The sequence below is a fragment of the Myxacorys chilensis genome (genome assembly GCF_059505265.1).
In genome coordinates, this window is record NZ_JCACKG010000197.1 from 25,185 (window position 1) to 47,740 (window position 22,556).

A 22,556-nucleotide genomic window follows, 5' to 3' on the forward strand; every position below is an offset into this window, starting at 1 on the left:
CAGTAAGCTGTGGGAGAGAGGAGCAAAGCTCTTAGGACTTTTCCTCTCTCACGACGACTCAGACGTTTCGCCGGTTCGTCTTCTTTATTCGCTTACTTCATGCGATCGAGTTGTTAAATTGTGCAATCCGCAAAATTGGGAAAACCATATGGATATTAAACTGTCTCGTTATCACGTCGTCACACAGCCCTTTTTTGATGAAATCGCAACGCAGTTTAAGCGAGTTTTGTTTGCAACTCGGACTGCGAATGTCCGAGTAATTGATGATTCAAGCTGGACTCTATTGGAAAGCGGTGCATTAGAGCAACTGCCGAAAAATATGCTCCTTGATCTCGTTGATATGGAACTTCTAGTTCCAAGCGATGAGGATGAATTGGCAACGATTCTCGATCGCAATGATGCTGCTACATTAGACGATGACACGCTCTTCTTCAGCATCCAACCTACTGCCTATTGTCAACTCGGCTGTCATTACTGCGGACAAGAACACCGCAATAAGCAAATGAGTGAGGAAGATCAGCAGCAATTGCTGAAACGTGCCCGCACAAAGCTGGCCACTAAAGCATTTCGGACCTTTGAAATTGGCTGGTTTGGGGCTGAACCATTGGTTGGTTTGCCCGTTATGAGACAACTTGCACCTCAGTTTCAAGCGTTAGCCGAGGAGTTTGGCTGTCGCTACGGATCAAAAATTGTCACTAACGGGCTGGCGTTAACGGATCGGGTCGCAACCGAGCTTTTCTATGATTTGGGGGTCAGAACGGTTGAAATTACGTTGGATGGCTTGGCAGAATTTCATGATGTTCGCCGGATGCAAAAAAGCGGATTACCGACTTTTGACAAAATTTTCGCGAATGTTATCTCATTAGCTCACCGTGCTGATCTCAATGATATTCACATTATTATTCGCTGCAATGTTGATGCTCAGAATTACGAATCTGTATCTTCGCTGATGATTAAATTAGCAGAAGAAGGCGTTCAGGAGCGGATTCAGTTCTATGTTGCTCCAATTCATTCTTGGGGTAATGATGCTCACAAGCGATCGCTCTCTGCCGATGAGTTTGCCGCTTGGGAAATTAAATGGCTCAGCGAGAAAGTGCAGTTAGGATTTCCGACCAGCTTTATTCCCTCACGCAAAGCCATCACCTGCATGGCAACCCGCCCCCATGCTGAATTAATCGATGCAGATGGCTTGGTGTATAACTGCACCGAAGTGTCGTATGTCCCGACCTATGGCACTCCCAATGAGTATGCGATCGAACACCTTTCTGGTCAGCCAATGGCAGGAAAGCGCGATCGCCTAGGTGACTTCAACAGTCGAGTGCGCCGGGGTGAGTATGGGTGTCCATCCTGCCCGATGTTGCCCGTGTGTGGTGGCTCGTGTCCGAAGGCATGGCAGGAGGGGTTAGATCCGTGCCCCAGTACGAAGCGCAATATTGAGCAGCGATTGCTGTTAAGCTATGCCGTCTCGCGGATTCAACAGCAACAGGCAATGAGTGCTACAGATGCAGCTATCCCTGATACAGAGGAGGCTCTATCCTATGTCTGAGATCTACGATGATTTGCTAGAAAACGTGTTGCATCAATATCAGAAAAGTTGTATTCAGCCTGCGGTGGTTCGTCAAGGAGACGCTTTCAGTGATGAACTGTACGCCCGGATTGAGAACCGATTATCACTGTCGGAGCAGTTGTTGCTGCATCGAGCTTTGAGCGATCGCGATGCTGCACTGTTAGCGGTGCGGAGTGGACAATTGGCAATGGCAGGCCAATTATTTACCGAGGCACGGCGGGTATTAAGCTCTTCAGCGCTATCGCAGGAAGGAAAACTGTTGCATCAATCGCTGTTGTACCAGTCAGAGACTTACCTCGATTACTGTCAGGGTGAGTTTGCGCTGGTGCGAAGCAAAACGGAGAACGCTCTCTCGATCGACATTGTTCTAGAAGATCAATATGGATACGATCTGTTTCATCTTCATCGAATTCAGCTTTTACATAATTTGGTTCGCACCGATGCCCGTTGTCAAAACTATGATCACGCCCTTGAGTTAGCCAGTCAAATTCTGAGCTATCTCGAAGGACAAAGAGAGGCGCTGCCGATTGGCACAGCTTGGGGGTTCGAGCGAATGGCGCGTCAGCCTATAGAACTAGTGAGGATGATGATTGCTCAAATTACCAGTGAGATCGCTGTGATTTTGGCGGCTCAAGATTTTGATAAGGCGTATGCCTTATTTCAGGTAGCAACCTGTGATCCGTTGGAGCGCGCCAGTATCCAATGTGTGCCGATTGATCAGCACTCCCGTGAGTGGCTCTATCTCAAGCAGTCATTTTTGAGCCGCGATCGCAGTACTTTCTTGAAGCAAACTTGCAGTTTCTTAGAAATTGGGCGAAGTCAGCTTTCTTTGTTATGGTACGCCGTGGTAGTCGATCTACTGCGACTGTGTGATGAATTAGAGTGCCCAGCGGCTAAGCGTCTTCAGCAAGCAATTGTCAGGGATACCCTAGAGCAAGAGCAGATGATTCCGTTTAAGTTCCGCTCGTTGCTCCTTGCCAGCTATCAGCCAGTCGCCGTTTAGAACTTTTGGATAAGCCTGTCTTCTAAAAATCTTAGGTTTTCGGCTTGTACGTCGAGGCAACCTGCAATTCTTTAAGCTGCTTGTCATCCACACCAGCGGGTGCCCCTGTGAGCAAACACCGCGCCTGCTGTGTCTTCGGAAACGCAATTACATCGCGGATCGAGTCTTCGCCAGAGAGCAGCATCACCCAGCGATCGATGCCATAGGCAATGCCTCCATGCGGCGGCGCACCATACTCGAAGGCTTCAATTAAGAATCCGAATTTGTTTTGGGCCTCTTCGTCTGAAATGCCGATCGTTGAGAACACCTTTGCCTGTAAGTCTGGCTGATGAATGCGGACGCTGCCGCCACCGACTTCAAAGCCGTTGAACACTAAATCGTAGGCCTGGGCACGAGCAGTTTTCAGGTCATCAACATCTTCTGGATGAGGCGCAGTGAAAGGATGATGTAAGGCTTCTAGGCGCTTCTCATCGGCATTCCACTCGAACATCGGAAAATCTGTCACCCACAGCAAATTGATCTTGTCCGGGTCAATCATGCCGAGTTCGTGACCCACGTATTGCCGCAAGCGATCGAGGGTTTTGTGCACCGTTGCCGAATCGCCTGCACCAAACAATAGCAAGTGTCCTGGCTTGGCATTAGTACGCTTGAGGAGTTCTTGTTTCTGCTCTTCACTCAGGTTGTCTTTGATTGCACCGATCGTATCAATATCGCCATCATCCCGCACTCGAATGTAAGCCAGTCCTCGCGCTCCGGCTTCCGAGGCTTCTTTAAATAGGTCTCCACCCGGCTTAATCCGCACGTTAGAAATAGCGGCGTTGCCGTTGGGAATCGGCAGAATTTTTACGATTCCGCCTTTAGAAACGGCGTCTGCAAACACCTTGAAGCCAGAATCTTTCAGAACATCTGACACATCGACTAGCTCTAGCCCAAACCGGGTATCTGGCTTATCGCTCCCGTAACGCGCCATCGCCTCGGCATAGGTCAGGCGAGGAAACGGACGTGGGATCTCGATGCCTTTTACGGTTTTGAAAATATTACAAACTAGATTTTCGTTCAGTTCCAAAATTTCTTCTTGAGACATGAAACTCATTTCCATGTCCAACTGAGTAAATTCTGGCTGACGTTCTGCCCGCAAATCTTCATCGCGAAAACAGCGAGCAACCTGATAGTAGCGATCGCACCCTGACACCATCAACAGTTGCTTAAATAACTGCGGCGATTGCGGCAAGGCATACCATTCCCCTGGATTCACCCGCGACGGAACCAGATAATCCCGCGCGCCTTCCGGTGTAGATTTTGTCAGAATGGGTGTTTCAACTTCTATAAAGCCTTCTGCATCTTCTAGATAGCGCCGCATGGATTTAATAAGGCGATGGCGCAATTGCAGATTTTGACTCATGCGATCGCGCCGCAGATCCAAATAGCGATACTTCAACCGTAACTCTTCTCGCACAGGTTCTGCGTCCGCCGATGAGACCTGAAATGGAAGCTGCTTCCGCACCGGATTGAGAATCTCAATTTCATCGGCGTAAATCTCAATTTCACCTGTCGGAATTTTTGTATTGAGCGATTCATCCGGGCGCTTCGTGACCCGTCCCACAATTTTAATGACATACTCATTTCGCAGATCACCCGCTTGATCATGCGATTGTGGCGTCCGTTCAGGATCGCTGACCACCTGCACCGTGCCAGAGCGATCGCGCAAATCCACAAAAATTACATACCCATGATCTCGCCGCCGATCCACCCATCCAAACAAAGTGACCGTTTCTCCAATGTGGCTGGCTCGAACTTGACCGCAGTAGTGGGTACGCATAGCAGAACGTGAGAGTAAAAGGGGACTTCTAGATTTAAGTCTAGCGATGGTCAGAACAATTGCGACATCCTTCCAACAAATCGCGAAAACTTCCCCATTATGCCAGCAATTGCGCGGGGAATCATAGAGAAGACGTGTCGGGAAACCAAGTTCATGATGTTAGAGGTATTGGCGACTCTCGTGCTGGGAGGATTGTGCTTTTGGGGAGGAACAAAGATTGGGCGATCTTTAGGCGATCGCGGCGTTACTGCTGAAAACATTTTTCAAGGTAAAAATGCGGTTTCTCTCCTATTTTTGGGACTCTACATTCTGCTCATTGTGTTCGCGCTCAATATTCCTCAACTCCAACTCTTTCCGCAAGACTGGCGCGTCTACGGGCTGCAAACAAGCTGGACGTTCATTCGGATCAGCTTTCTAGGCTTTTGCGGCATTGCCTATGCAATCACTCAAAAGTCAGCGCGTCGTCAACTCCTCAGCATTGTTGCCCTCACTATTGTGGGAATTGGCGGATTCAGCAGTGCTGAAAGTTATATTTTGTCTCCCATCTACGGAGAATTAGCCAACAATTTGCAGCCCAATGGAGTATTTAAACAAACCTCTATGACAAGCTGTGCACCGTCAGCACTGGCGACCGTCCTGCGTCGTTGGAAAATTCAAGACGCGACAGAAGTGAGTGTGGCCCAATACGCCAGAACCAGTCGCTTAGGAACAACCATGCCTCAAGTGATCGAAGCGGCACAGCACTTTGGGTTAGAGGGCATCGAGCTATCGCCCACGTGGGAGCAGATGCAACTGATCAATCGTCCGGGGGTACTAGCGGTTTGGCTGATGGATGGCGATCGCAAATTGCCTCATGCGGTTGCTTTACTAGGCATGGATGCAGAACGCGCGGCGATCGGCGATCCGTCGAGTGGAAAAATCTATTTGCTCAATCGCTTAGAATTTGGCAAAATTTGGCGTCATCAATACGTGCCGATCTATCGTCCGCAAGAAGTGATGTTGTTGAGCGATACTCAGGCGGGCGACTACCTCAAACGATTGGGGTATGAGGAACAGGACTTCAAACTTGCTGTGAAAGCGTTTCAGCGATCGCACAATATTACCCCTACCGGGACTTTAAATCCTTACACATCGTTACTGCTGATCGGAGGATTTTTGAAAGACGTGCCAACTCTGCAAGATTTAGAACTGCCGCCCGCCTGAACCACGCAAAACGGCTCTTACCGAGCCTCCTGTTTCTCCGCATCATAGATATAAAACTTGCCAAACATGCCAACCGTCTCTAGCTGAAACGAGGGCAACTTGATAAAGAACGGGACACCTGGAAACAGAGAACGGGCAGATAAATTAGTGCTGTAAATGCTGAAAAAGAAATAATTCTGGCGATCGCTATTGCGAGTAATCAGTTTCTTAATCTCCGCTTTATTCGTCTCCACAAATCCCGGACACTGCTCCCGCAGCATCGACGGAATCTCTTTACAGCCGTCTGTTTTTAGCTTACGCACGGCAAATTCCTCAAACGCGGCTTCTTTGGGATTCAGGAGTGCCATCACTGCTCCCAAACCCGCCAGTCCGGCTCCCAACACACCTAAACAGATTTGAAATGGTTTCATATCACAACCGAACACGTCTCATTTCTAACGTTCTTCCCATCTTAGGCACCCAACAAAATCTGGCTACATTTTGGATCAAATTGTTAGCAAGATGCTATGATCACTAAGGTGATGGCGAGCGTAGCCAAGTGGTTAAGGCAGTGGTTTGTGGTACCACCATCCGGGGGTTCGAGTCCCCTCGTTCGCCCTTTTAGCGATTACAGTTTGGATTGAAACGCTCTATTCCAAAGGATAGAGCGTTTCTGTTCTGTTTAAGGATGAATGCTACCATCGGGCATAAGCGCCCCTCGAAGAATAGCTTGGCTGAAATTGACCTCTTTTAACTCGACTTCAGTTAATGTTGTGTAGCTCAAATCTGCGCGAGTTAAGACAGCACCCCTCAGACAAGCTTTGCTTAAGTTTGCACCTACGAGGTTTGCCCCAGCTAGATTTGCGCCTCTAAAGTTTGTGCCTGTGAGGTTTGCGCCTGCAAAATTTGCTTTGCTGAAATTTGCCCAAGTGCAATCTGCCTTAGAAAGATTAGCTTCGCTCAAGTCAGCGCCAACTAGATAGGCAGCGCCCAGATGAGCTTGAACTAAATTTGCTTTTTGCAACTGCGATCGATATAAGTGCGCTTGAGCCAGTTCCGCTTCATATAATGTTGCTGCCGAAAAATTGGCTTGGGCCAAATTTGCTTCAGTTAGATTGGCATGGCTCAAATCGGCTCGTCTCAAATCAGCATCACTCAGGTCAGCTTTTCGAAATGTTGCGCCTCTCAGCTCAGTTCCAATCAAATTGACATGGCTTAAGTCAGCGTGGTTGAACGTTGCACCCTTTAGATCTGCGCCAATAAAGTTTGCAAAACTCAAATCTGCGCCGCGAAAGTCAGCGCCAATTAAACTCGCATCTATGAATTCTGCATAGGCAAGCTTGGCGTCAATGAGTTCAGCTTTGTGCAACATGGCTTGGTTTAACGTGGCATAACTGAGATTTGCAGCAATCAGCTTTGTCCAACTGAGATTGGCTCGACGTAAGTTAGCGTAGCTTAAATTTGCACCCCGAAAATTTGAGCCATCAAGTTCGGCATCACTGAGGTTAGGCTGAAGCTTGGAATGCTGCGATCGCCACTTCAGCCACGCCACCGCTCCTTGTTGCAGCAGCATCAGATGCATTGGATCTGCCATTGCTGCCTCTTATTCGTTGCGAACGGTTGTCAGATCATCACGCCCCGGCAGGCTTTCCATCACTTCAACCACGGCTCTTGATGCAGCCACTATATCTCGCTCTTCTCCGCCTAGATACAATCGCCCAAAGCTGCCGACAGCGGAGATTTGTAGAATGTTGATTAACGCTGCTTTTTCTGCTTCATTGGCTGCTAATGCCGCGTATGCCGCAGGCTCAACCTCAAACACATAGAGGGTTTGCCCTGCCAAAATCATATTGCCGCGACGCGTCCGATTAATAAGCTGTGTGTGATGGGCGTCAATATTGCGAATAATTTGGCTCGAAATCACCCGTGGCTTTAAGCAATCCTGCTGACGCACATCCAATGCGCTGAGAACCGCTTTTCCGGCGGCCTGCACTTCACCTTGATTGCTGGCATGAATCTCTAACAAACCATACAGCCGTTCTACAATCTGCACACCAGGACGCACGACGGCTGACTTCATCGCCACGTCCATAATGCGATTGATTTCAATGCCTGGAGAAATTTCTAGCCAAAGCGAGGCATCTCCTGGTAAAGGTAGAAATCCTAAGGACTCAGTGCCCAGATAGGCGGCGTGCTGAGACTGGAGGCGATCGATATAAACGTAACTGCGAAGATCAATACCCAAGGTGCGCTCACAAATCTGAAGGCATTCTTAAGTATACGATTTTGTAACACTTTGAATCGCTTGAGAATGTAATTCTCGTGATAACCCACTGTTATGAATCCTGTTATGAATCGCTGAGTTGAAAGACAGCAAGATTGGACTGCGGTTCTGGTTTACGCTGCTCTTGTTTGTTGTACCGAAGCCGTTTCGGTAAGAAATAGAGCCAGTTTTTTGACTTCGTTAAATAGCGCAGCACCGTGCCAAAGCATTGAAGTCGCTCAAGGGGAGTAATAGGTGCTTTGAGCAGAGCTTTCACGAATCCGACCGAGCCACGTTCCCAAAATAGGTTTCGTTTGCGATCTCCACTTTGCCACAGTTGACGAGCTTTTGCCGAGGGAAGACAGGTTGATTGCTTGAGGTGAAATCGTCGAAAGAACAGCGTTTCAGGAATTTGCATAAAGCGTCCCTGTAAACTTAGCTCGGCTAGCATCACGCGATCGCTGCCATAGTTACTCCGTTGAGGCTGGATATTGCAAAGATTTTCCGAACGCATCAAGCCAAAGATCTCATAGCACCAGAACGTTTGCAGCACAATTCCCGCAAAGCGCTCCGGCGCGCTCCAATCATCTAGACACTGAGTAAATTACTCAGTAGTTACTTGCAGTGCAGACTTGCTGAGGCGCGGCATAGCTAGCTTCAGCGCTTGGGTCACAACAGGTTTCAATCAACTGATCCACGTCTTGAACAATCCAAATCTTAGTATTTAGCTGTTGTGCAAGCTCTTCTACCTTCATATCGTCCAGAAAGACCGTGGCATCATGTTTGAGCATCACCGAAGGTAATAAAATCCCGTCTCCTAAATTCTCTCCTTGCAATGCTTGTAGAATATCTTGACCCGTTAACAACCCAGTGACAGTCATGGTTTGTCCCCAATATTCGCTGTTAATGGCGATCATGTTGACGGTTAGATTCTCAACTTGATTGAGACGTTGAACGAGCGGCTCAAAAGCCAACTCGACCGCATTTCCAACAATCCAACTAAATTGATAGGACTGCTCAATTTTTTGAGGCAACCGTTCTGCCGCTCTCCCAAACTCCTTCAAGAACAGCCGAATTGAGCCAACTCCATTCCCAATTTGGGGATAATCTTCGTAGTGCGATTCAGGAGGAACCTCTTGACCCGCAATCAAAAACCACTCATCGGCAAGCCAGGCGAAGGTCGAGCCAAAGCTCTGACGAAACTGGGCTTGCAAGGCTTCAATTTGCGCGATCGCTTCTCGGGCTTTCTCACGAGTCACCGGAACTAACTCATCTTCGGTCGGGCGAAAGCGCGTCAGACCCACCGGAACGACAGCCACTGATGTTACAGTCGGCACGTCACCTTGATGAAACTGAGCTAAATCGAGCAATGTGCGGGTCAAGTGGTCACCGTCATTAATGCCAGGGCAAAGAACCACTTGAGCATGAATTTGCAACCGCCGCGATTGAAACCATTCCAACTGCTGCATCAGGTGTCCAGCCCGAGGATTTTTGAGCAGACGGCTTCTGACCTCTGGTTCTGTAGCATGAACCGAAACATACAGCGGAGAGAGGCGCATCTGCTCAATTCGATCCCATTCGTGCTGGGGCAAATTTGTCAGAGTCAGATAACTGCCGTAGAGAAAGCTGAGGCGATAGTCATCGTCTTTGAAATAGAGACTTTCTCGTTTGCCTGGAGGCTGCTGATCAATAAAACAGAACGGACAGCGATTGGTACACTGAATCAGTCCGTCAAACAGCGCGTTTTCAAACTCTAGTCCTAAGTCTTCGTCGTAGTCTTTCTCAATTTCGACCTGATGCACGTTGCCTTTCGTGTCTAGCACTTCCAAGTCTAAAATTTCGTCTGCACACAAGAATTGGTAGTCAATTAAATCGCGGGGCTTTTGACCGTTGATGGAAACGACGCGATCGCCTGCCTCAAAGCCGATTTCTTCTGCAATCGACCCTGGCAAAACGGCAGTAATTAAGGCAGGACGAATCGAAGCTTCACTCATGAATTGGAACGGGCTAAGGAATTGAACCTCCAGTCTATCAAGGGGGAAGTAGGTTAGGTGCGCTTCACGCTGTTATCGCAGCAAATCACCCAGATCATCCACGATGACTGAGTTACGAATGACGAACAAATTACTATCGAGCCGTTTGAACCGTTGCTGAACTTCTTCGATCGGAACCTCAGAATTTCTGAGAGCATCTCTTAATTCAGCCACTCGGGTTGCAACGTGCAGCCGAGCGCTTTCGGTCATAAATTCGTTCATGCTCGGCAACAGCGAGGCGTATCGCTCAAACAGCCATTCCGCTCGCCACTTCAAATTTTCTAGCGCCTGCCCTCTCGGATCGTCAGTCATTAAACAGGTGGTAATTTCAGTGTCCTACTTCAATGTATGAGATGCGATCGCAATCAACAACGTCACGCCCAACGCGAGTCGATACCAGACAAACACCCAAGTACTCTGACGCTGCAAGAATTTGAGCAACCACGCGATCGAGAGATAGGAAAACACAAAGGCAGAGGCTGTTCCGACTAACAGAGGAATCAACATTGCTGGCTGAGCTAACGCATCTTTGCCCTGAATTAACGTGGCGATGGTTAGTGCTGGAATGCCAAGTAAGAATGAAAACCGAGCCGCAGTACTGCGTTCTAGTCCTAAAAACAAGGCGGCTGTCAAGGTCGAGCCCGATCGCGAGGCTCCCGGAAGTAGGGCCACCATCTGACCGAGACCCACTAAAAATCCATCGCTCACCTGAAGATTGTCAAAGCCACGCTTGCGGCTGCCTATTTTCTCTGCCAAAGCCAATAAGAGCGACATAACAATCGACATAATCGCAATCAGCAGCGGACTCTCAAACGATACATTGAGAACTTTCTTAATGAATAATCCTGCTGCTAGGGCGGGAATCGTTCCAACAATAATGCCGACTAAAATCTTCCACTCTTCGCGCTGCCAATCTTTGGTTTGAAACGCCACGATCGCGCCTGTCAAAATCTGCTGGATGTCTTTCCGAAAATACATCACAACCGCGATCACACTGCCAAACTGGATTGCATCCGTTGCTTCTTTTGTCCAAACCGCTTTCCAACCGAAAATATCGCTAAAAATCAATAGGTGAGCCGTACTGCTAATTGGAAGAAACTCAGTAATCCCTTGTACAAGACCGAGAATCACACCCTGAATGATGGCTATAAGTCCAGTCGTCGGCTCTGTCTGAGCGATGAGATCCGGCAGGGGAGCGAGTTGAAGCCAGTTCATGAATGATCGTCCTTTGGGTTAGCTGCTTGCTCTTGAGTACCTTAACACTTTGTTTTTCTAGAGAATGCGATCGCGCTCAGGAATTTCCGCTAGGATAAATTATGATGCCCAGGGGGGGGATACCCTGCCTTAAGCATGATTTACGATTTCTTAGCCCCAGCCCTCTAAATTGATGTGGTAATGTTAAGTAACGTAAATAAAATTAATCAGAATTAAGAATCCATTGTTGTCATCGCCACCCAATTCTGCCTTTTATCCAGATACCGAGATAGCTCAACGCTCGGTGTCTAGCCCTTTAGTTCTAGAAACCCCCGTTTCGCCAGCGTCTCAGCTCTCTGCTGCTCTCTCCATGTTTGGCGGGGCGGCGTTCCTGGTATCTGTTCCAGTCTTCTTTGAAGCGCCGCTGGTGCGATCGCTGCCCTTTCTGAGCTTAGCGCTGACCGGATTCTGGGTGTGGCTTAGCATCACGCTTGCCTCCCAGCCTAAGACGCGGATGTGGGGCGACTTGCTGACAGGCTTTACCTGGACATGGTTAGCCGGATCGCTCTACTGGGGATGGTTTCGCTGGGAACCAGGACTTCATCTGCCGATCGAAGCGATCGCGCTACCGATCGCCTTGTGGGGCATCACTCAGAATTGGTGCAAAATTGGCAACTTCTTTTACCTCGGCTCACTCTTTGGTACGGTCGTCACTGACATCTACTTCTATATTGCTGATTTGATTCCCTACTGGAAACAACTAATGCAGGTCGAACCAGAGGCAGTGCGACCCATTTTTCAGCAGGCTTTAGTACAAATGAATACTCCCTGGGGGCTTACTTGGGTGATTGCCCTAGCGACTGTACTACTGAGCGTGGGTATCTTTTCATTCAGGCTCAGAACTCTGCATTGGTTTGCATTTAGCGGTGCCGTCCTAGCCACTATTTTTGTAGATAGCCTCTTCTGGGTTGCCGCGCTATTTGCCTAGAACGCGATTAAGGCGGGGGATTTCCCGGAGACAAAATTAAAGTCTTTGCTAAAAACTCGGACATTACTGAGCAACAAACATTTCTTGTTGTAGAATTCCAAGCGCTACCACTGAAACCTTTTAGTGTGTCAATATGCATCATAGAAACGAATGATGTGTGCCCCTTGAATGCCTGTGGTGACTCTACAACCCGCTCCCCATTTAGTTCTGCATACCGATGCTGAAGTCCGCCGACTGCCGTTGGTCAACGGCAACTGCTGGACGTTTGGACGAAGCGAAGATAATAATTTCGTGATTAGCGATCGCTGGATCTCGCGCAATCACGCCATGTTGCAATCGATGGAAACAGGCGAGTTTTACTTAATCGATCTTGGCAGTCGCAATGGATCGTTTGTGAATGGTCGCAGAGTCAGCATTCCGGTCACGCTTCGCAACAGCGATCGTATTACCTTTGGGCAAACCGAACTAGAATTTCATTGTCCAGTCAGTCCTTCGCATTCTTCTCTAGAAACTGACTCTAAGGATTTTACAGCAACCGCCACTTTGCATGTACGGAGCCTTATTTCCGTTTTAGTAGTCGATATCCGCGATTTTACAGGGCTGACACGTCAGCTAGACGAGAAAATTCTATCGGAAGTGATCGGAACGTGGTTTCGTCGTGCGGGAGACATTATTCGAGAGTACGGAAGTTGGGTCGATAAATATATCGGCGATGCAGTAATGGCCGTGTGGACGCATGGCACCGAAGGCGTGAGTCGTGACGAAACGCTGCAAATTTTCCAAGCGGTCAATGCACTACACAAAATGACCAACAGCTTATACGGTCAATATCCCCTGCCTTTTCCGCTCAGAATTGGGGCCGGAATCAACACCGGGTTTGCCATGGTTGGCAACACTGGCAGTGGAGACCGTCCCGATTACACAGCGTTGGGCGACACGGTGAATGCGGCGTTTCGCTTAGAGTCGGCAACTAAACAAATTGGGATGGATATTGCGATCGGAGAAACGACCTATCAGCATGCCTCCCGTCTCGTCGGTGGCTGCGATATTTTCGATCCTTACACCGTGGAGCTTAAAGGCTACGACACGCCCACGCCCACTTACGCCTGCTCCTTCATGGATTTGGACGGCTTTCTTGGCGGCAAAGCTGACATAACCGAATACAGCTGATGCATTCTGGTGAGCGATCGTACAACTCGTAGCAGTGATTCTCTTTGCTCCCCTCTTACCGCATTTCCCGAACTTCTTCATCCGAGTGGAACCCGAAAATGCTAGTCTCTAATAAAAGCTGTGTAGCGCGTTTGCTCGATTGAATTGGGAGGGAAACATTAACATGAAAGGTTTGATTCGCTTTTTTGCCACTCTAGCGGTAATGGTTAGCTGTTTAGGATGGGTTTCACAGAGCGCAATGGCAGCAAATCTCGGTCATCCTGGCGTGATGTTGCACTCTTCGACGTTGTTGGCAGCCCCAACCGCCGAAGAACTGAGAAATGTGGTGTCTGATAAACTATCCACCTCGTTTGGACGGAAGCTTGATCTGAACAACACCAATGTTCGCTACTTCCGCCAGTATAAGGGCTTGTATCCAACGATCGCAGGACTGATCGTTAAGAATGCTCCCTACGAAAGTGTAGAAGATGTTCTCGATATCCCTGGTTTGACGGCTCAACAGAAAGCCGTTTTGGAAGACAATCTAGACAATTTCACCGTCACAGAAGTTACGAAGGAACTAGTTGAAGGTCAAGACCGCATTAACAACGGTGTATACCGTTAAGGTGCTAGGTATTCTGAACTAAATAAACATTACGTGTTCTTCGTCTGTAAATTTTCGCTCTCCATCTAAAGGTTTGATCCAAGCCGCAATGCTGGCTCAACCGTGGGGAGCGTTTTTTATCTCTAATTCTTTACATGACGGTCTCTCCTGTGAACTCCCTTCCTCAGTTTGATGTTCTTGTCGTAGGAGCGGGTGCGGCTGGGCTTTACACCGCACTGTGTTTGCCGCAACAGTATCGAGTCGGGTTAATTACGAAAGATGAAGTATCTCGATCTGCTAGCGATTGGGCACAAGGCGGCATTGCGGCGGTCATCGATCCTCAAGACTCAACGGAATTGCATGTTCAAGACACGCTGAAAGCAGGGGTTGGACTGTGTGACTATGATGCGGTGAAGTTTTTGGTGGAGAACGCGTCGGAGTGTATTCATGACTTAGTTGCTCTAGGCGTGGGATTTGATCGGCGTGGACCTGACCTGGCTTTGACGCTAGAAGCTGCGCATTCGCGCCGCCGAGTGCTCCATGCGGCAGATACTACAGGTCGAGCGGTGGTGAGTCGGCTTGCCGAACAGGTTCTTAGCCGGAAAAACATTCAGGTTTTATCGCAAGCGTTTGTGCTGGATCTGTGGCTAGACGGTCAGGTGTGTCAGGGGGTGAGCGTGTTCTATGGAGAACGGCTGCACTGGGTGCGATCGCGGGCTGTCATTCTTGCGACAGGCGGCGGCGGACAGGTGTTCGCACAAACGACCAATCCTGCGGTTAGTACGGGCGATGGGGTAGCGATCGCTCATCGGGCCGGAGCCATTCTCCGCGATTTAGAATTTGTTCAATTTCACCCAACGGCACTTACTCAACCCAGTGCGCCTCGGTTTCTCATTAGTGAAGCCGTTCGAGGCGAAGGAGCGCATCTCGTTGATCGCGTCGGACATCGCTTTGCGTTTGATTATCATCCTGCTGGAGAGCTAGCGCCTAGAGATGTAGTCAGTCGTGCCATCTTTAGCCATTTGCAGAAGACAGAACCCGATCCAGCGTCGGCAAATGTTTGGTTAGATTTGCGTCCGATTCCAGCCAAAACGATTCAGCACCGTTTCCCCAATATTATTGGGATGTGTCAACGCTGGGGCATCGATGTCTTTCAAGACCCGATTCCAGTAGCTCCGGCAGCACACTACTGGATGGGCGGTATCAATGCCGATTTGACCAATCAAACGTCGATCGCTCGGCTATACGCGGTTGGTGAAACGGCAAGTACCGGAGTGCATGGCGCGAATCGGCTGGCGAGTAATTCACTGTTGGAATGCTTGGTATTTGGCGCGCAATTTGCTCAACTAGCGTTGGAAGACTTGCCTGAACTAGGCGATCAGTCCTGCGATGAATCGGTTCAACCGCCAAAATCCTCTGACCTTGAGAAAATTCAGGCGATGCGGCTAGAGTTGCCGCGCGTCGTATGGCAAGGGGCCGGAATTTGTCGTGATGAAAAAAACTTAGACGCTGCGATCGCGCAAGTTCAGGCTTGGCAAACTGACTTTCGCGCCCTTGCTCTGAGTCAAACTTTACTCAATCTCACTCCGCATCACTCTTTTCGGTTCGAGGTGCCCGATGCGGATCAGATCTGCCGTGATTGGGGTGAGCTGCACAACTTATTAGAAATTGCAGATTTAATTCTGAGAAGCGCAAAGTTCCGCACCGAAAGCCGAGGCGGGCATTATCGATCAGACTATCCTGACACCATTTCAGAGTGGCAAGTGCATACGATCGTCCAATTTGGATCTTGGCGAACGTCGTCTGTTACTTCAGAAATTTTCTAGAGGTACTTCTGAACCACTTCCCAACCGGTGATCGACGCCCAGACTAAGCCAATGCAGAGCAGAACATTCGCGATGAGATGAACGGATCGCGCCCACGGACGAGTGCGAATTTGGGCAGCACTCCAAGCCGATAGAAAGACCAGTTCAACCACGGTTAAGCCTGAGAACAAGTGAGACGAATGCCCTAAGCTGCCGTAGTGCCCTAATGTACCAACAACGCCAATTGCGAGCAGCACCAAAATCAGCAGTGCGATCGCAACACCGGTGACAACATGTAGCGGGCGTAGCCACTGGGGCTGAATAGACGGACGGAAGATAAGAAAGCTGAATCCGGTGACCGCTTGAAGAAGGTAGGCTGCGATCGCGAGTCCCATGGCCCAAGCCGCAATTTTCCACAGCCAAAGAAATGATGGCAAGTCCAAAATGTTAATCCCAAAGCAAAGCCTTATTTTAGTGTTTTAGAAAAAAGAGCAGCAACTTTCCCCTCGTGGCTGCTCTTCACCCTTAACACTTGTTCTTTATACATGGCTTGGATGCTTTTGTTGCGACAGAAACAGATGCTTTTGCACTAAATCATTTCGCGGTAATATCAAGCGTTTTATTTATTTTTTCTTAGTATTTTCGGCTCAAAACTATGCGTTACTCAGCAGAGCTTAAGACAGTAGAAGACGCTGCTTCAGCCTCAATCTCTTGAACGCTTTGCAAACACAAGGTCGAGCATGGAATGGTATCAGACAGAATCGCACTTGCCATCATACCGGAGTGAATCTCTAGATGAGCTTCAGGCAGGGCTTCAAACATCAGCCGTTGCCCCGGAAAAACAACTCGCTCGAAATACCAGTTTGCGATATTTGTAATTCGAGCGATCTGAATTTGGCTCGTTGCATTTACATAGCAACAGACCACGTAATCCGAGCTATCAGAAGGAATTGGGTCAAGAATCTGAGCCATGATCAAAATGACACCTTTTGTGTATGGAGTGAGTTTAGTAATCGAACACTAACACTCTGGGATTTTGGACAACTGTAAACACGATTACCAACCGATTTTCCTATTCAAAAATCTTTCTCAGGATAGAGCCGTACGCCTTGTCCTATCGAAGGATAGATTTCTGTTTATTTAGATTAAGAATTCGTGCATTAACTAATGTATCTTTCTGTTTACATTTGGTGCAAGCCGCCCAGAAAAGCACTTTATTGAGGCCTAGAACGCTAAAAAAGCAATGAACGGCACACCTTGCACGTCAGGCGCAAAAGACCTCCACCTACTAAATTCGACCTCCAAAGTCGCAAGTTTCCCAAAAAACGATGCAGAGTTCTGGTGTGAATGATATCGTAAAGTTATGTGAAAAAGCTTTCAGAATCGTGAGATACAAGCGGGCTTTACAACTGCCGATCCAAGGTTAGGCGGTTTGGAGACGCAAGCATTTTTATTTGGTAACGCTGTCATGGAAACTCGGATTCTCTACGTTCGCCTGCCCTGCAACCCCATCTTCCCAATTGGCGCAGTTTATCTTGCCGACCACGTTCATAAACAGTTTCCAAACGTCGCGCAGCAAATCCTTGATTTGGGCACAATTCCGCCGTTAGATTATGCCTCGGCACTCGATGCCTGTATTGATGACTTTAAGCCGACGCTGCTGGTTTACTCTTGGCGAGATATTCAAATCTATGCGCCAGTCGGTGGTCGGGGTGGAAATCCGCTTCAGTATACGTTTGAGTATTATTACGCTCGTAATCCTCTGCTCAAAATTCGAGGGGCACTGGGTTTGCTTCGCATTGCGTCAGGGTACTACGGAGAACTATGGCGGAATCTAGGCTTGATTAAGCGGGGCGTTAAGCGAGCCAAGCGCTACCGTCCTGAAGCGCGAGTCGTTGTGGGCGGCGGTGCAGTTAGTGTGTTCTATGAGCAAATTAGCAGAACGCTGCCTAAAGGCACGATCGTTTCAGTGGGTGAAGGGGAGACGCTGCTAGAGAAGCTGCTGCGGGGACAAAGTTTTCTAGATGAGCGCTGCTATGTTGTGGGTGAGACGAAACCGCGCGATCGCATGATTCACGAGTTTCCGACTCCGATTGAGAAAAGCGCCTGCGACTACAATTACATCCAGTCGATCTGGAGGGACTTCGAGTACTACTTTCAGTCGGAAGACTTTTACATTGGGGTTCAGACAAAACGCGGCTGTCCGCACAACTGCTGCTACTGCATCTACACCGTCATTGAAGGCAAGCAAGTGCGGATTAACCCCGCCGATGAAGTCGTGAAGGAAATGCAGCAACTCTACGATCGCGGCATTCGGAATTTTTGGTTTACAGACGCTCAATTTATTCCAGCGAAACGATATATTGACGACGCAGTAGAACTACTGCAAAAGGTTCTAGATGCAGGAATGAAGGATATTCATTGGGCAGCCTATATTCGCGCTGACAATCTGACGCCAGAACTGTGCGATCTGATGGTCAAGACCGGGATGAACTACTTTGAAATCGGTATCACGAGCGGTTCCCAAGAGCTTGTCCGCAAAATGCGGATGGGGTACAATCTGCGGACAGTTTTAGAGAACTGTCGCGACTTGAAGGCGGCTGGATTTAATGATGTGGTATCGGTGAACTATTCGTTTAACGTGATTGATGAGCGACCGGAAACTATTCGTCAAACGATCGCTTACCACCGTGAGCTAGAGCGCATTTTTGGGGCAGATAAAGTAGAGCCTGCCATTTTCTTCATCGGATTGCAGCCCCACACGCATCTGGAAGAGTATGCTTTCAAAAACGATATTCTTCAGCCCGGATACGACCCGATGAACGTAAAACCGTGGACGGTCAGAAAACTGCTGTGGAATCCAGAACCGCTAGGCTCCTTTTTTGGGCGAGTTTGCCTAGAAGCTTGGCAACGCAACCCCAACGATTTTGGGCGCGAAGTGATGAGCATTCTAGAAGCAAAACTAGGGCAAGCTGATTTAGAAGAAGCCTTAACTGCGCCGATCGCAAAAGCTGAACTCGTCGGTGCCAGTTAAATTTAGCAAGACCCAAGATTTCCGTTTTGAACTCTTACCTATATCGCTCTTATGTTGGAAGGCTCAATTCTGCAAGATCTGAAACTCGCTCACCAGCCCGAACACGGAGGGAAGCGTCCCTTAAATTTTGGGGTGTATTACAAAAATACACTTGTTTCGCTGTGTCATGCCCTTGAGGACTGCATTCTGACGTGCAGTAGTGCGCCGCTTGTAGTCACCGCCTTTCAGCGAGGGAAATGGTATCTCGAAGAAGCTGATCGCTATGCCGAACTCGCCGATCAGGCTCAGCACGTCGCGATTTTGGCATCGCCTGATACGGGCTTTGCTGAACATCCGACCAGCCAAAAAGCGAATGTGGATTTGGTTGCGCTAGAAAAGAGCGATCCAGTCGCGCAAGAATGGCATCTGATCATCTTTGGGCCAACCTATACCGCAATGGTGCTCTGTCAGGAGATTTCCGAGGAAGATTACGGCGCTCAGGGAGTGCCCGACGACGATTTAGAGCGTAAGTTTTACGGGTTCTGGACGTTTGAGGCAGAACTGGTTCGGGAAACGGTCGAGATTGCGATCGCTCACATTGATTCCTACAACTCCGACCTAGCCAACTCGTTGCGGTCACAGGTGAAGGCCATTACCGCGGAAGCTCAAACGCGCGATCGCGACGAAGTCTATACTGCTGTCTCTAAAGTTGTCGATTATCTGCAAACGGGTCAACAGCATCTCGATCGCTATCAGGAAGGATTAGATAACAACTTAGTCTCAAATGAGCTTCAAGCCTTTTTGAGATTGGCGCAGCTAATCGACCAAACCGACATCAGCAATCCAATGGCCGCCGCCGAAGTCGCGACCCTCGCCGAGGCGATGGGACAGGTATTGGATCTTCCCGTGTGGCAGATGAATCGACTGCGGTTAGCGGGGCTATTGCATCGGTTGGGCTTCTTGCAATCTGATAGCGTTCTTAGTCCAGGGAGTTTTGGTCATTATTCTGACGACCAGCCTGCGCCTTGTTGCCCGATCGTGCCGGGAGCGCAAATTCTGCGAACCATGCAGCGACTGAAAGCGATCGCAACCATTATTACTCACGAGTCGGAATGGTGGAACGGTCAGGGACTGCCTGCTGGACTTGCGGGAGACGAAATTCCGTTAGAGTCCAGAATTTTAGGGCTGTTAGTAGCATTTCAGCAACGGGTCGCGGATGCTCGCTCAAGCGAAGATCATGCTCGCCCTGAAGCAGCGTTGTCCGATGCGTTTGCGGCTTGTCAAGCCGAAGCGAGCGATCGCTGGGATCCAAAGCTCGTTGAAGCGCTGTCGCTACTGGTCAGCGCGATGCAACAAGGGATGAATCTTTCTGTCAATCTGCCAAAAATTGCGGCGGGCATGTGGCTGCTAGATTCCCATTCCAATGACGATTTGCTGGACTTAGCCAGTTTAGATGCAACTCAGGTCGTGTCCTAACCCTCACCCATTCCCCTTCTCAACCCTTCACCCTCAATGATTTATGGATCTCCAAGCAATTCGCTCAGGTAAGCTCAGACAGTTAGCAGGCGCAGACTTACAGGATGAGGATTTATCGAACGCTGATCTCACTGGCGTTAATTTCGCGGGTGCTAGGCTATCGGGCGCAGATTTATCGGGCGCAAAATTATCAGGAGCTTCGCTCGAGGGGTCTAACCTCATTGGCTGTCAATGTGTTGGGGCTGACCTGCGATCCTCCCTGATTGGTGCAAATCTCATGCAAGCGAACCTGACTGAAGCAGACCTGCGCGGCAGTAACTTACGAGGTGCAAATCTCATGCGTGCCCGCTTGACCCGTGCAACCTTAGCGGGTGCATTTTTAAGCGGCGCGAACCTGATTGGCGTTAGTCTTCAAGGGGTTGACTTGCGCGGAGCCGACTTGCGCGGAGCAAATCTAACTGGTGTCAACCTCCACGGCGCAAATTTATCCCAAGCCGATTTACAAGGCGCAGTGCTGAGTGAAGCTAATTTGGAGGAAGCCGATTTGCAAGGCGCAAACTTGGCAGGCGCAAACTTGGCAGGCGCAAATCTTCTCTGTGCTGAGTTACAAGACGCGAATCTTGAAGGAGTAAATCTTTCAAGCGCGTGTCTAGTCGGAACCGTTTTAGATCAGGCACAAAGACCCGTAACTTCCAAATCGATCGGCTGATCCTTCTCTAAAGTCTGTTGAGGACTAGTCTATTGAGAACGTGTCTGCTCTAACCAGTTTAAAAGCTCAGAGGAAAGGGCTTTTCGAGTTTTGGTTTGGGGATCGATACAAACATGCCGCGTTAGAGCTTTACTCACGAGACGATTCTCATTCAATTCTGAAGCCGCGAAGAACACGTTATACCGAATTTCAAACGTGGAATCATTGATCTGAGTAGGCGTGAGTTGGAGTGAGATGCGATCGCCGCAGTACATCGGCTTTAGAAAATCTACATTGGCATGAACAATTGGCACAGCCACTTCACTTTTGCCAAAAAATCGTCGCGCCTCAATGCCTGACTCGATGAGAGACGCTTCATAGGCTTCATGACAAATCGACAACAGATTTGCAAAGTAGACGACTCCTGCCGCATCGGTTTCTTGAAATCGAATGGTCCGAGGGTACGTAAAAGACATTAGGAATGACTCAGCGTTAAATCTGCTTTGAGAAAGTCAATAAACTGTCGAGCCGTTCTCCCCGATCGCCCGTTGTGCCGTGTTGCCCACTGCAACGCCTGAAATTCTAACTCTTCCGAACTGATTAAAACCTGGGCTTGCTCGGCCAGATGGCGAACAATGTTCAGATAAGTGGTTTGATCAGCAGGTTCAAAGGTGAGCGTTAGCCCAAAGCGATCGCTAAACGACAATTTCTCCTGAACTGTATCCCAATGGTGAATTTCATCGGCGTCTTTAGGGCGAGGACGCTCATCGAAAAATTCTCGAATCAAGTGGCGGCGATTGGAAGTGGCATACACCACGACATTCTGAGGTCTTGCGGTGAGGTTGCCCTCTAATACAACTTTTAGCGCTTTATAGGCGTCGTTATCTTCTTCAAACGATAAGTCATCGACGAAGATAATAAATTTCTGAGGCAAATTGCGCAACTGCTCGACGATCATCGACAAATCCTTCAGTTCAGATTTGCCAACTTCGATCAACCGCAGGTTGTCATACTGGTGTAGCAACGACTTCACAAGCGATGATTTCCCTGATCCACGGCTTCCATATAGCAGAATATGTAGCGCAGGCAACCCAGCCAATAGAAATTCTGTGTTTTTGACCAGCGTATCTCGCTGAGTTTCGTAGCCAACGAGAGAATCAATCAAGAGAGGATCAGGATGCGCGATCGCGTTCAATTGCCCGTTCTGCCATCGAAACGCCGAGTACTGAGCCACCATTCCCGTTCCAAAGGTCTGATAAAACTCTGCCAAGTCAGGAATGGCGGCCGCCCAATCAATCAGCAACTCTAAGTCAGTGCTAAATTGAACAATTCTCCTCTGCCGTGAAGCTTTTGGGTAGAGGAGATGATCCGACCAAGCAGGCGTCTGATCGCTGACCCATTGCGCCATTTGAGCCGTCGAACACTGATAGATTTGTTGCAAAATTCGCAGATCATGCGCGATCGCATCAACCAAAGCGGGCGGCAACGCTTCTGGAGGTGTGGTTTGAATGGTTCGACTAAACGCATTTGCGACACTTACCATTCGATTGAGCAAATAATCTTGCCAGCCTTGACCCGTGTGAGCGATCGCAGAAAACCAATTGCCATACGCTTGAACAACCTCTAGCTGGTCTTGCTGCGAGGCCGCTTTTAGCAACGCTAGAAACGCTTGCCCGACTTCATCATGAAACACCTCCCGATAAATTAGCAGCGACAGACAACGAGCATACAAGTCTTGGGCTGAACCCGTCTTTTTAGTCATGAAATCCTTC

The 22,556-nt window shown here is 48.9% G+C and carries 22 protein-coding genes and 1 tRNA gene; 11 read left to right on the top strand and 12 right to left on the bottom strand.

Features of this window, described 5'->3' with window-relative positions:
- Positions 1–148: 148 nt before the first annotated feature.
- Both AC5JLB_RS18400 and AC5JLB_RS18405 read left to right on the top strand, forming a co-directional pair.
- Entirely contained in the window at positions 149–1,546 is a 1,398-nt protein-coding gene (locus AC5JLB_RS18400) for a radical SAM protein (RefSeq protein ID WP_495875277.1), read from the top strand.
- The gene (locus AC5JLB_RS18405; RefSeq protein ID WP_495875278.1) at positions 1,539–2,570 is read left to right on the top strand and encodes a hypothetical protein; all 1,032 of its coding nucleotides are present in this window, start codon (positions 1,539–1,541) and stop codon (positions 2,568–2,570) included. The genes AC5JLB_RS18400 and AC5JLB_RS18405 overlap by 8 nt, the downstream gene beginning before the upstream one ends.
- Before the next feature lie 31 nt (positions 2,571–2,601).
- Here AC5JLB_RS18405 and aspS read toward each other — a convergent pair whose 3' ends face one another.
- Positions 2,602–4,389 carry an aspartate--tRNA ligase gene (aspS, locus tag AC5JLB_RS18410; protein WP_495875279.1) on the bottom strand — a complete coding sequence of 596 codons (1,788 nt, stop codon included), beginning with the start codon at positions 4,387–4,389 and terminating at the stop codon, positions 2,602–2,604.
- 153 nt (positions 4,390–4,542) lie between these two features.
- Between aspS and AC5JLB_RS18415 the strand changes: the two genes are divergently transcribed.
- A complete protein-coding gene (locus AC5JLB_RS18415; RefSeq protein WP_495875280.1) occupies positions 4,543–5,592 on the top strand; it encodes a cysteine peptidase family C39 domain-containing protein in 1,050 nt (349 codons plus the stop codon).
- Between the two features lie 17 nt (positions 5,593–5,609).
- Here AC5JLB_RS18415 and AC5JLB_RS18420 read toward each other — a convergent pair whose 3' ends face one another.
- A complete protein-coding gene (locus AC5JLB_RS18420; protein ID WP_495875281.1) occupies positions 5,610–6,002 on the bottom strand; it encodes a DUF4359 domain-containing protein in 393 nt (130 codons plus the stop codon).
- A gap of 114 nt (positions 6,003–6,116) precedes the next feature.
- Between AC5JLB_RS18420 and AC5JLB_RS18425 the strand changes: the two genes are divergently transcribed.
- Positions 6,117–6,189: transfer RNA gene (locus tag AC5JLB_RS18425), tRNA-His, on the top strand.
- Positions 6,190–6,253: 64 nt separating this feature from the next.
- Here the strand turns inward: AC5JLB_RS18425 and AC5JLB_RS18430 are convergent.
- From AC5JLB_RS18430 to AC5JLB_RS18455, 6 genes are all read right to left on the bottom strand, one after another.
- Entirely contained in the window at positions 6,254–7,165 is a 912-nt protein-coding gene (locus AC5JLB_RS18430) for a pentapeptide repeat-containing protein (protein ID WP_495875282.1), read from the bottom strand.
- Positions 7,166–7,174: 9 nt separating this feature from the next.
- Positions 7,175–7,816: a beta-carboxysome protein CcmP gene (gene ccmP / locus AC5JLB_RS18435; RefSeq protein WP_495875283.1), complete on the bottom strand. Its 642-nt coding sequence runs from the start codon at positions 7,814–7,816 to the stop codon at positions 7,175–7,177.
- 103 nt (positions 7,817–7,919) lie between these two features.
- Positions 7,920–8,351, bottom strand: a complete 432-nt coding sequence (locus AC5JLB_RS18440; RefSeq protein ID WP_495875284.1) for a hypothetical protein — start codon at positions 8,349–8,351, stop codon at positions 7,920–7,922.
- Positions 8,352–8,442: 91 nt separating this feature from the next.
- Positions 8,443–9,828, bottom strand: a complete 1,386-nt coding sequence (locus tag AC5JLB_RS18445; RefSeq protein WP_495875285.1) for a TIGR03279 family radical SAM protein — start codon at positions 9,826–9,828, stop codon at positions 8,443–8,445.
- A 72-nt stretch (positions 9,829–9,900) separates the two neighbouring features.
- Positions 9,901–10,179 (bottom strand): hypothetical protein, encoded by a 279-nt coding sequence (locus AC5JLB_RS18450; RefSeq protein WP_495875286.1) that lies wholly within the window; start codon positions 10,177–10,179, stop codon positions 9,901–9,903.
- A gap of 24 nt (positions 10,180–10,203) precedes the next feature.
- Complete coding sequence (locus tag AC5JLB_RS18455; protein ID WP_495875287.1) at positions 10,204–11,082, bottom strand: undecaprenyl-diphosphate phosphatase; 879 nt, start codon at positions 11,080–11,082, stop codon at positions 10,204–10,206.
- A 226-nt stretch (positions 11,083–11,308) separates the two neighbouring features.
- Here AC5JLB_RS18455 and AC5JLB_RS18460 point away from each other — a divergent pair, with 226 nt between their 5' ends.
- The 4 genes from AC5JLB_RS18460 to nadB all read left to right on the top strand — a co-directional run bounded on the left by AC5JLB_RS18460 (position 11,309) and on the right by nadB (position 15,628).
- Positions 11,309–12,049, top strand: a complete 741-nt coding sequence (locus AC5JLB_RS18460) for a DUF3120 domain-containing protein (RefSeq protein ID WP_495875288.1) — start codon at positions 11,309–11,311, stop codon at positions 12,047–12,049.
- Positions 12,050–12,217: 168 nt separating this feature from the next.
- On the top strand, positions 12,218–13,219 hold the full coding sequence (locus AC5JLB_RS18465) for an FHA domain-containing protein (RefSeq protein ID WP_495875289.1): 1,002 nt from the start codon (positions 12,218–12,220) through the stop codon (positions 13,217–13,219).
- Between the two features lie 163 nt (positions 13,220–13,382).
- Positions 13,383–13,823 carry a photosystem II complex extrinsic protein PsbU gene (gene psbU / locus AC5JLB_RS18470; protein ID WP_495875290.1) on the top strand — a complete coding sequence of 147 codons (441 nt, stop codon included), beginning with the start codon at positions 13,383–13,385 and terminating at the stop codon, positions 13,821–13,823.
- 149 nt (positions 13,824–13,972) lie between these two features.
- A complete protein-coding gene (gene nadB / locus AC5JLB_RS18475) occupies positions 13,973–15,628 on the top strand; it encodes an L-aspartate oxidase (protein ID WP_495875291.1) in 1,656 nt (551 codons plus the stop codon).
- Here the strand turns inward: nadB and AC5JLB_RS18480 are convergent.
- The gene (locus AC5JLB_RS18480; RefSeq protein ID WP_495875292.1) at positions 15,625–16,050 is read right to left on the bottom strand and encodes a DUF4079 domain-containing protein; all 426 of its coding nucleotides are present in this window, start codon (positions 16,048–16,050) and stop codon (positions 15,625–15,627) included. The genes nadB and AC5JLB_RS18480 overlap by 4 nt on opposite strands.
- Before the next feature lie 217 nt (positions 16,051–16,267).
- Complete coding sequence (locus AC5JLB_RS18485; protein WP_495875293.1) at positions 16,268–16,579, bottom strand: DUF1830 domain-containing protein; 312 nt, start codon at positions 16,577–16,579, stop codon at positions 16,268–16,270.
- A gap of 496 nt (positions 16,580–17,075) precedes the next feature.
- Between AC5JLB_RS18485 and AC5JLB_RS18490 the strand changes: the two genes are divergently transcribed.
- The 3 genes from AC5JLB_RS18490 to AC5JLB_RS18500 are packed head-to-tail and all read left to right on the top strand — an operon-like array spanning position 17,076 to position 20,805.
- Positions 17,076–18,641, top strand: coding sequence for a photosystem II high light acclimation radical SAM protein (locus tag AC5JLB_RS18490; protein ID WP_495875294.1), 1,566 nt, complete (start codon positions 17,076–17,078; stop codon positions 18,639–18,641).
- Between the two features lie 51 nt (positions 18,642–18,692).
- A complete protein-coding gene (locus AC5JLB_RS18495; protein ID WP_495875295.1) occupies positions 18,693–20,096 on the top strand; it encodes a DICT sensory domain-containing protein in 1,404 nt (467 codons plus the stop codon).
- Between the two features lie 43 nt (positions 20,097–20,139).
- Entirely contained in the window at positions 20,140–20,805 is a 666-nt protein-coding gene (locus tag AC5JLB_RS18500; protein WP_495875296.1) for a pentapeptide repeat-containing protein, read from the top strand.
- A gap of 29 nt (positions 20,806–20,834) precedes the next feature.
- On the opposite strand, the gene AC5JLB_RS18505 is transcribed toward AC5JLB_RS18500, so the two are convergent.
- A complete protein-coding gene (locus AC5JLB_RS18505) occupies positions 20,835–21,260 on the bottom strand; it encodes an acyl-CoA thioesterase (RefSeq protein WP_495875297.1) in 426 nt (141 codons plus the stop codon).
- Complete coding sequence (locus tag AC5JLB_RS18510; protein ID WP_495875298.1) at positions 21,260–22,546, bottom strand: ATP-binding protein; 1,287 nt, start codon at positions 22,544–22,546, stop codon at positions 21,260–21,262. The genes AC5JLB_RS18505 and AC5JLB_RS18510 overlap by 1 nt, the downstream gene beginning before the upstream one ends.
- Positions 22,547–22,556: the final 10 nt, after the last annotated feature.

What these genes read in the sequence shown, in the direction of transcription:
- AC5JLB_RS18400 (WP_495875277.1), top strand. Translation starts at nt 149, where the DNA reads ATGGATATTAAACTGTCTCGTTATCACGTCGTCACACAGCCCTTTTTT.
- AC5JLB_RS18405 (WP_495875278.1), top strand. Translation starts at nt 1,539, where the DNA reads ATGTCTGAGATCTACGATGATTTGCTAGAAAACGTGTTGCATCAATAT.
- aspS (WP_495875279.1), bottom strand. Translation starts at nt 4,389, where the DNA reads ATGCGTACCCACTACTGCGGTCAAGTTCGAGCCAGCCACATTGGAGAA.
- AC5JLB_RS18415 (WP_495875280.1), top strand. Translation starts at nt 4,543, where the DNA reads ATGATGTTAGAGGTATTGGCGACTCTCGTGCTGGGAGGATTGTGCTTT.
- AC5JLB_RS18420 (WP_495875281.1), bottom strand. Translation starts at nt 6,002, where the DNA reads ATGAAACCATTTCAAATCTGTTTAGGTGTGTTGGGAGCCGGACTGGCG.
- AC5JLB_RS18430 (WP_495875282.1), bottom strand. Translation starts at nt 7,165, where the DNA reads ATGGCAGATCCAATGCATCTGATGCTGCTGCAACAAGGAGCGGTGGCG.
- AC5JLB_RS18445 (WP_495875285.1), bottom strand. Translation starts at nt 9,828, where the DNA reads ATGAGTGAAGCTTCGATTCGTCCTGCCTTAATTACTGCCGTTTTGCCA.
- AC5JLB_RS18450 (WP_495875286.1), bottom strand. Translation starts at nt 10,179, where the DNA reads ATGACTGACGATCCGAGAGGGCAGGCGCTAGAAAATTTGAAGTGGCGA.
- AC5JLB_RS18455 (WP_495875287.1), bottom strand. Translation starts at nt 11,082, where the DNA reads ATGAACTGGCTTCAACTCGCTCCCCTGCCGGATCTCATCGCTCAGACA.
- AC5JLB_RS18465 (WP_495875289.1), top strand. Translation starts at nt 12,218, where the DNA reads ATGCCTGTGGTGACTCTACAACCCGCTCCCCATTTAGTTCTGCATACC.
- psbU (WP_495875290.1), top strand. Translation starts at nt 13,383, where the DNA reads ATGAAAGGTTTGATTCGCTTTTTTGCCACTCTAGCGGTAATGGTTAGC.
- AC5JLB_RS18485 (WP_495875293.1), bottom strand. Translation starts at nt 16,579, where the DNA reads ATGGCTCAGATTCTTGACCCAATTCCTTCTGATAGCTCGGATTACGTG.
- AC5JLB_RS18490 (WP_495875294.1), top strand. Translation starts at nt 17,076, where the DNA reads ATGGAAACTCGGATTCTCTACGTTCGCCTGCCCTGCAACCCCATCTTC.
- AC5JLB_RS18495 (WP_495875295.1), top strand. Translation starts at nt 18,693, where the DNA reads ATGTTGGAAGGCTCAATTCTGCAAGATCTGAAACTCGCTCACCAGCCC.
- AC5JLB_RS18500 (WP_495875296.1), top strand. Translation starts at nt 20,140, where the DNA reads ATGGATCTCCAAGCAATTCGCTCAGGTAAGCTCAGACAGTTAGCAGGC.
- AC5JLB_RS18505 (WP_495875297.1), bottom strand. Translation starts at nt 21,260, where the DNA reads ATGTCTTTTACGTACCCTCGGACCATTCGATTTCAAGAAACCGATGCG.
- AC5JLB_RS18510 (WP_495875298.1), bottom strand. Translation starts at nt 22,546, where the DNA reads ATGACTAAAAAGACGGGTTCAGCCCAAGACTTGTATGCTCGTTGTCTG.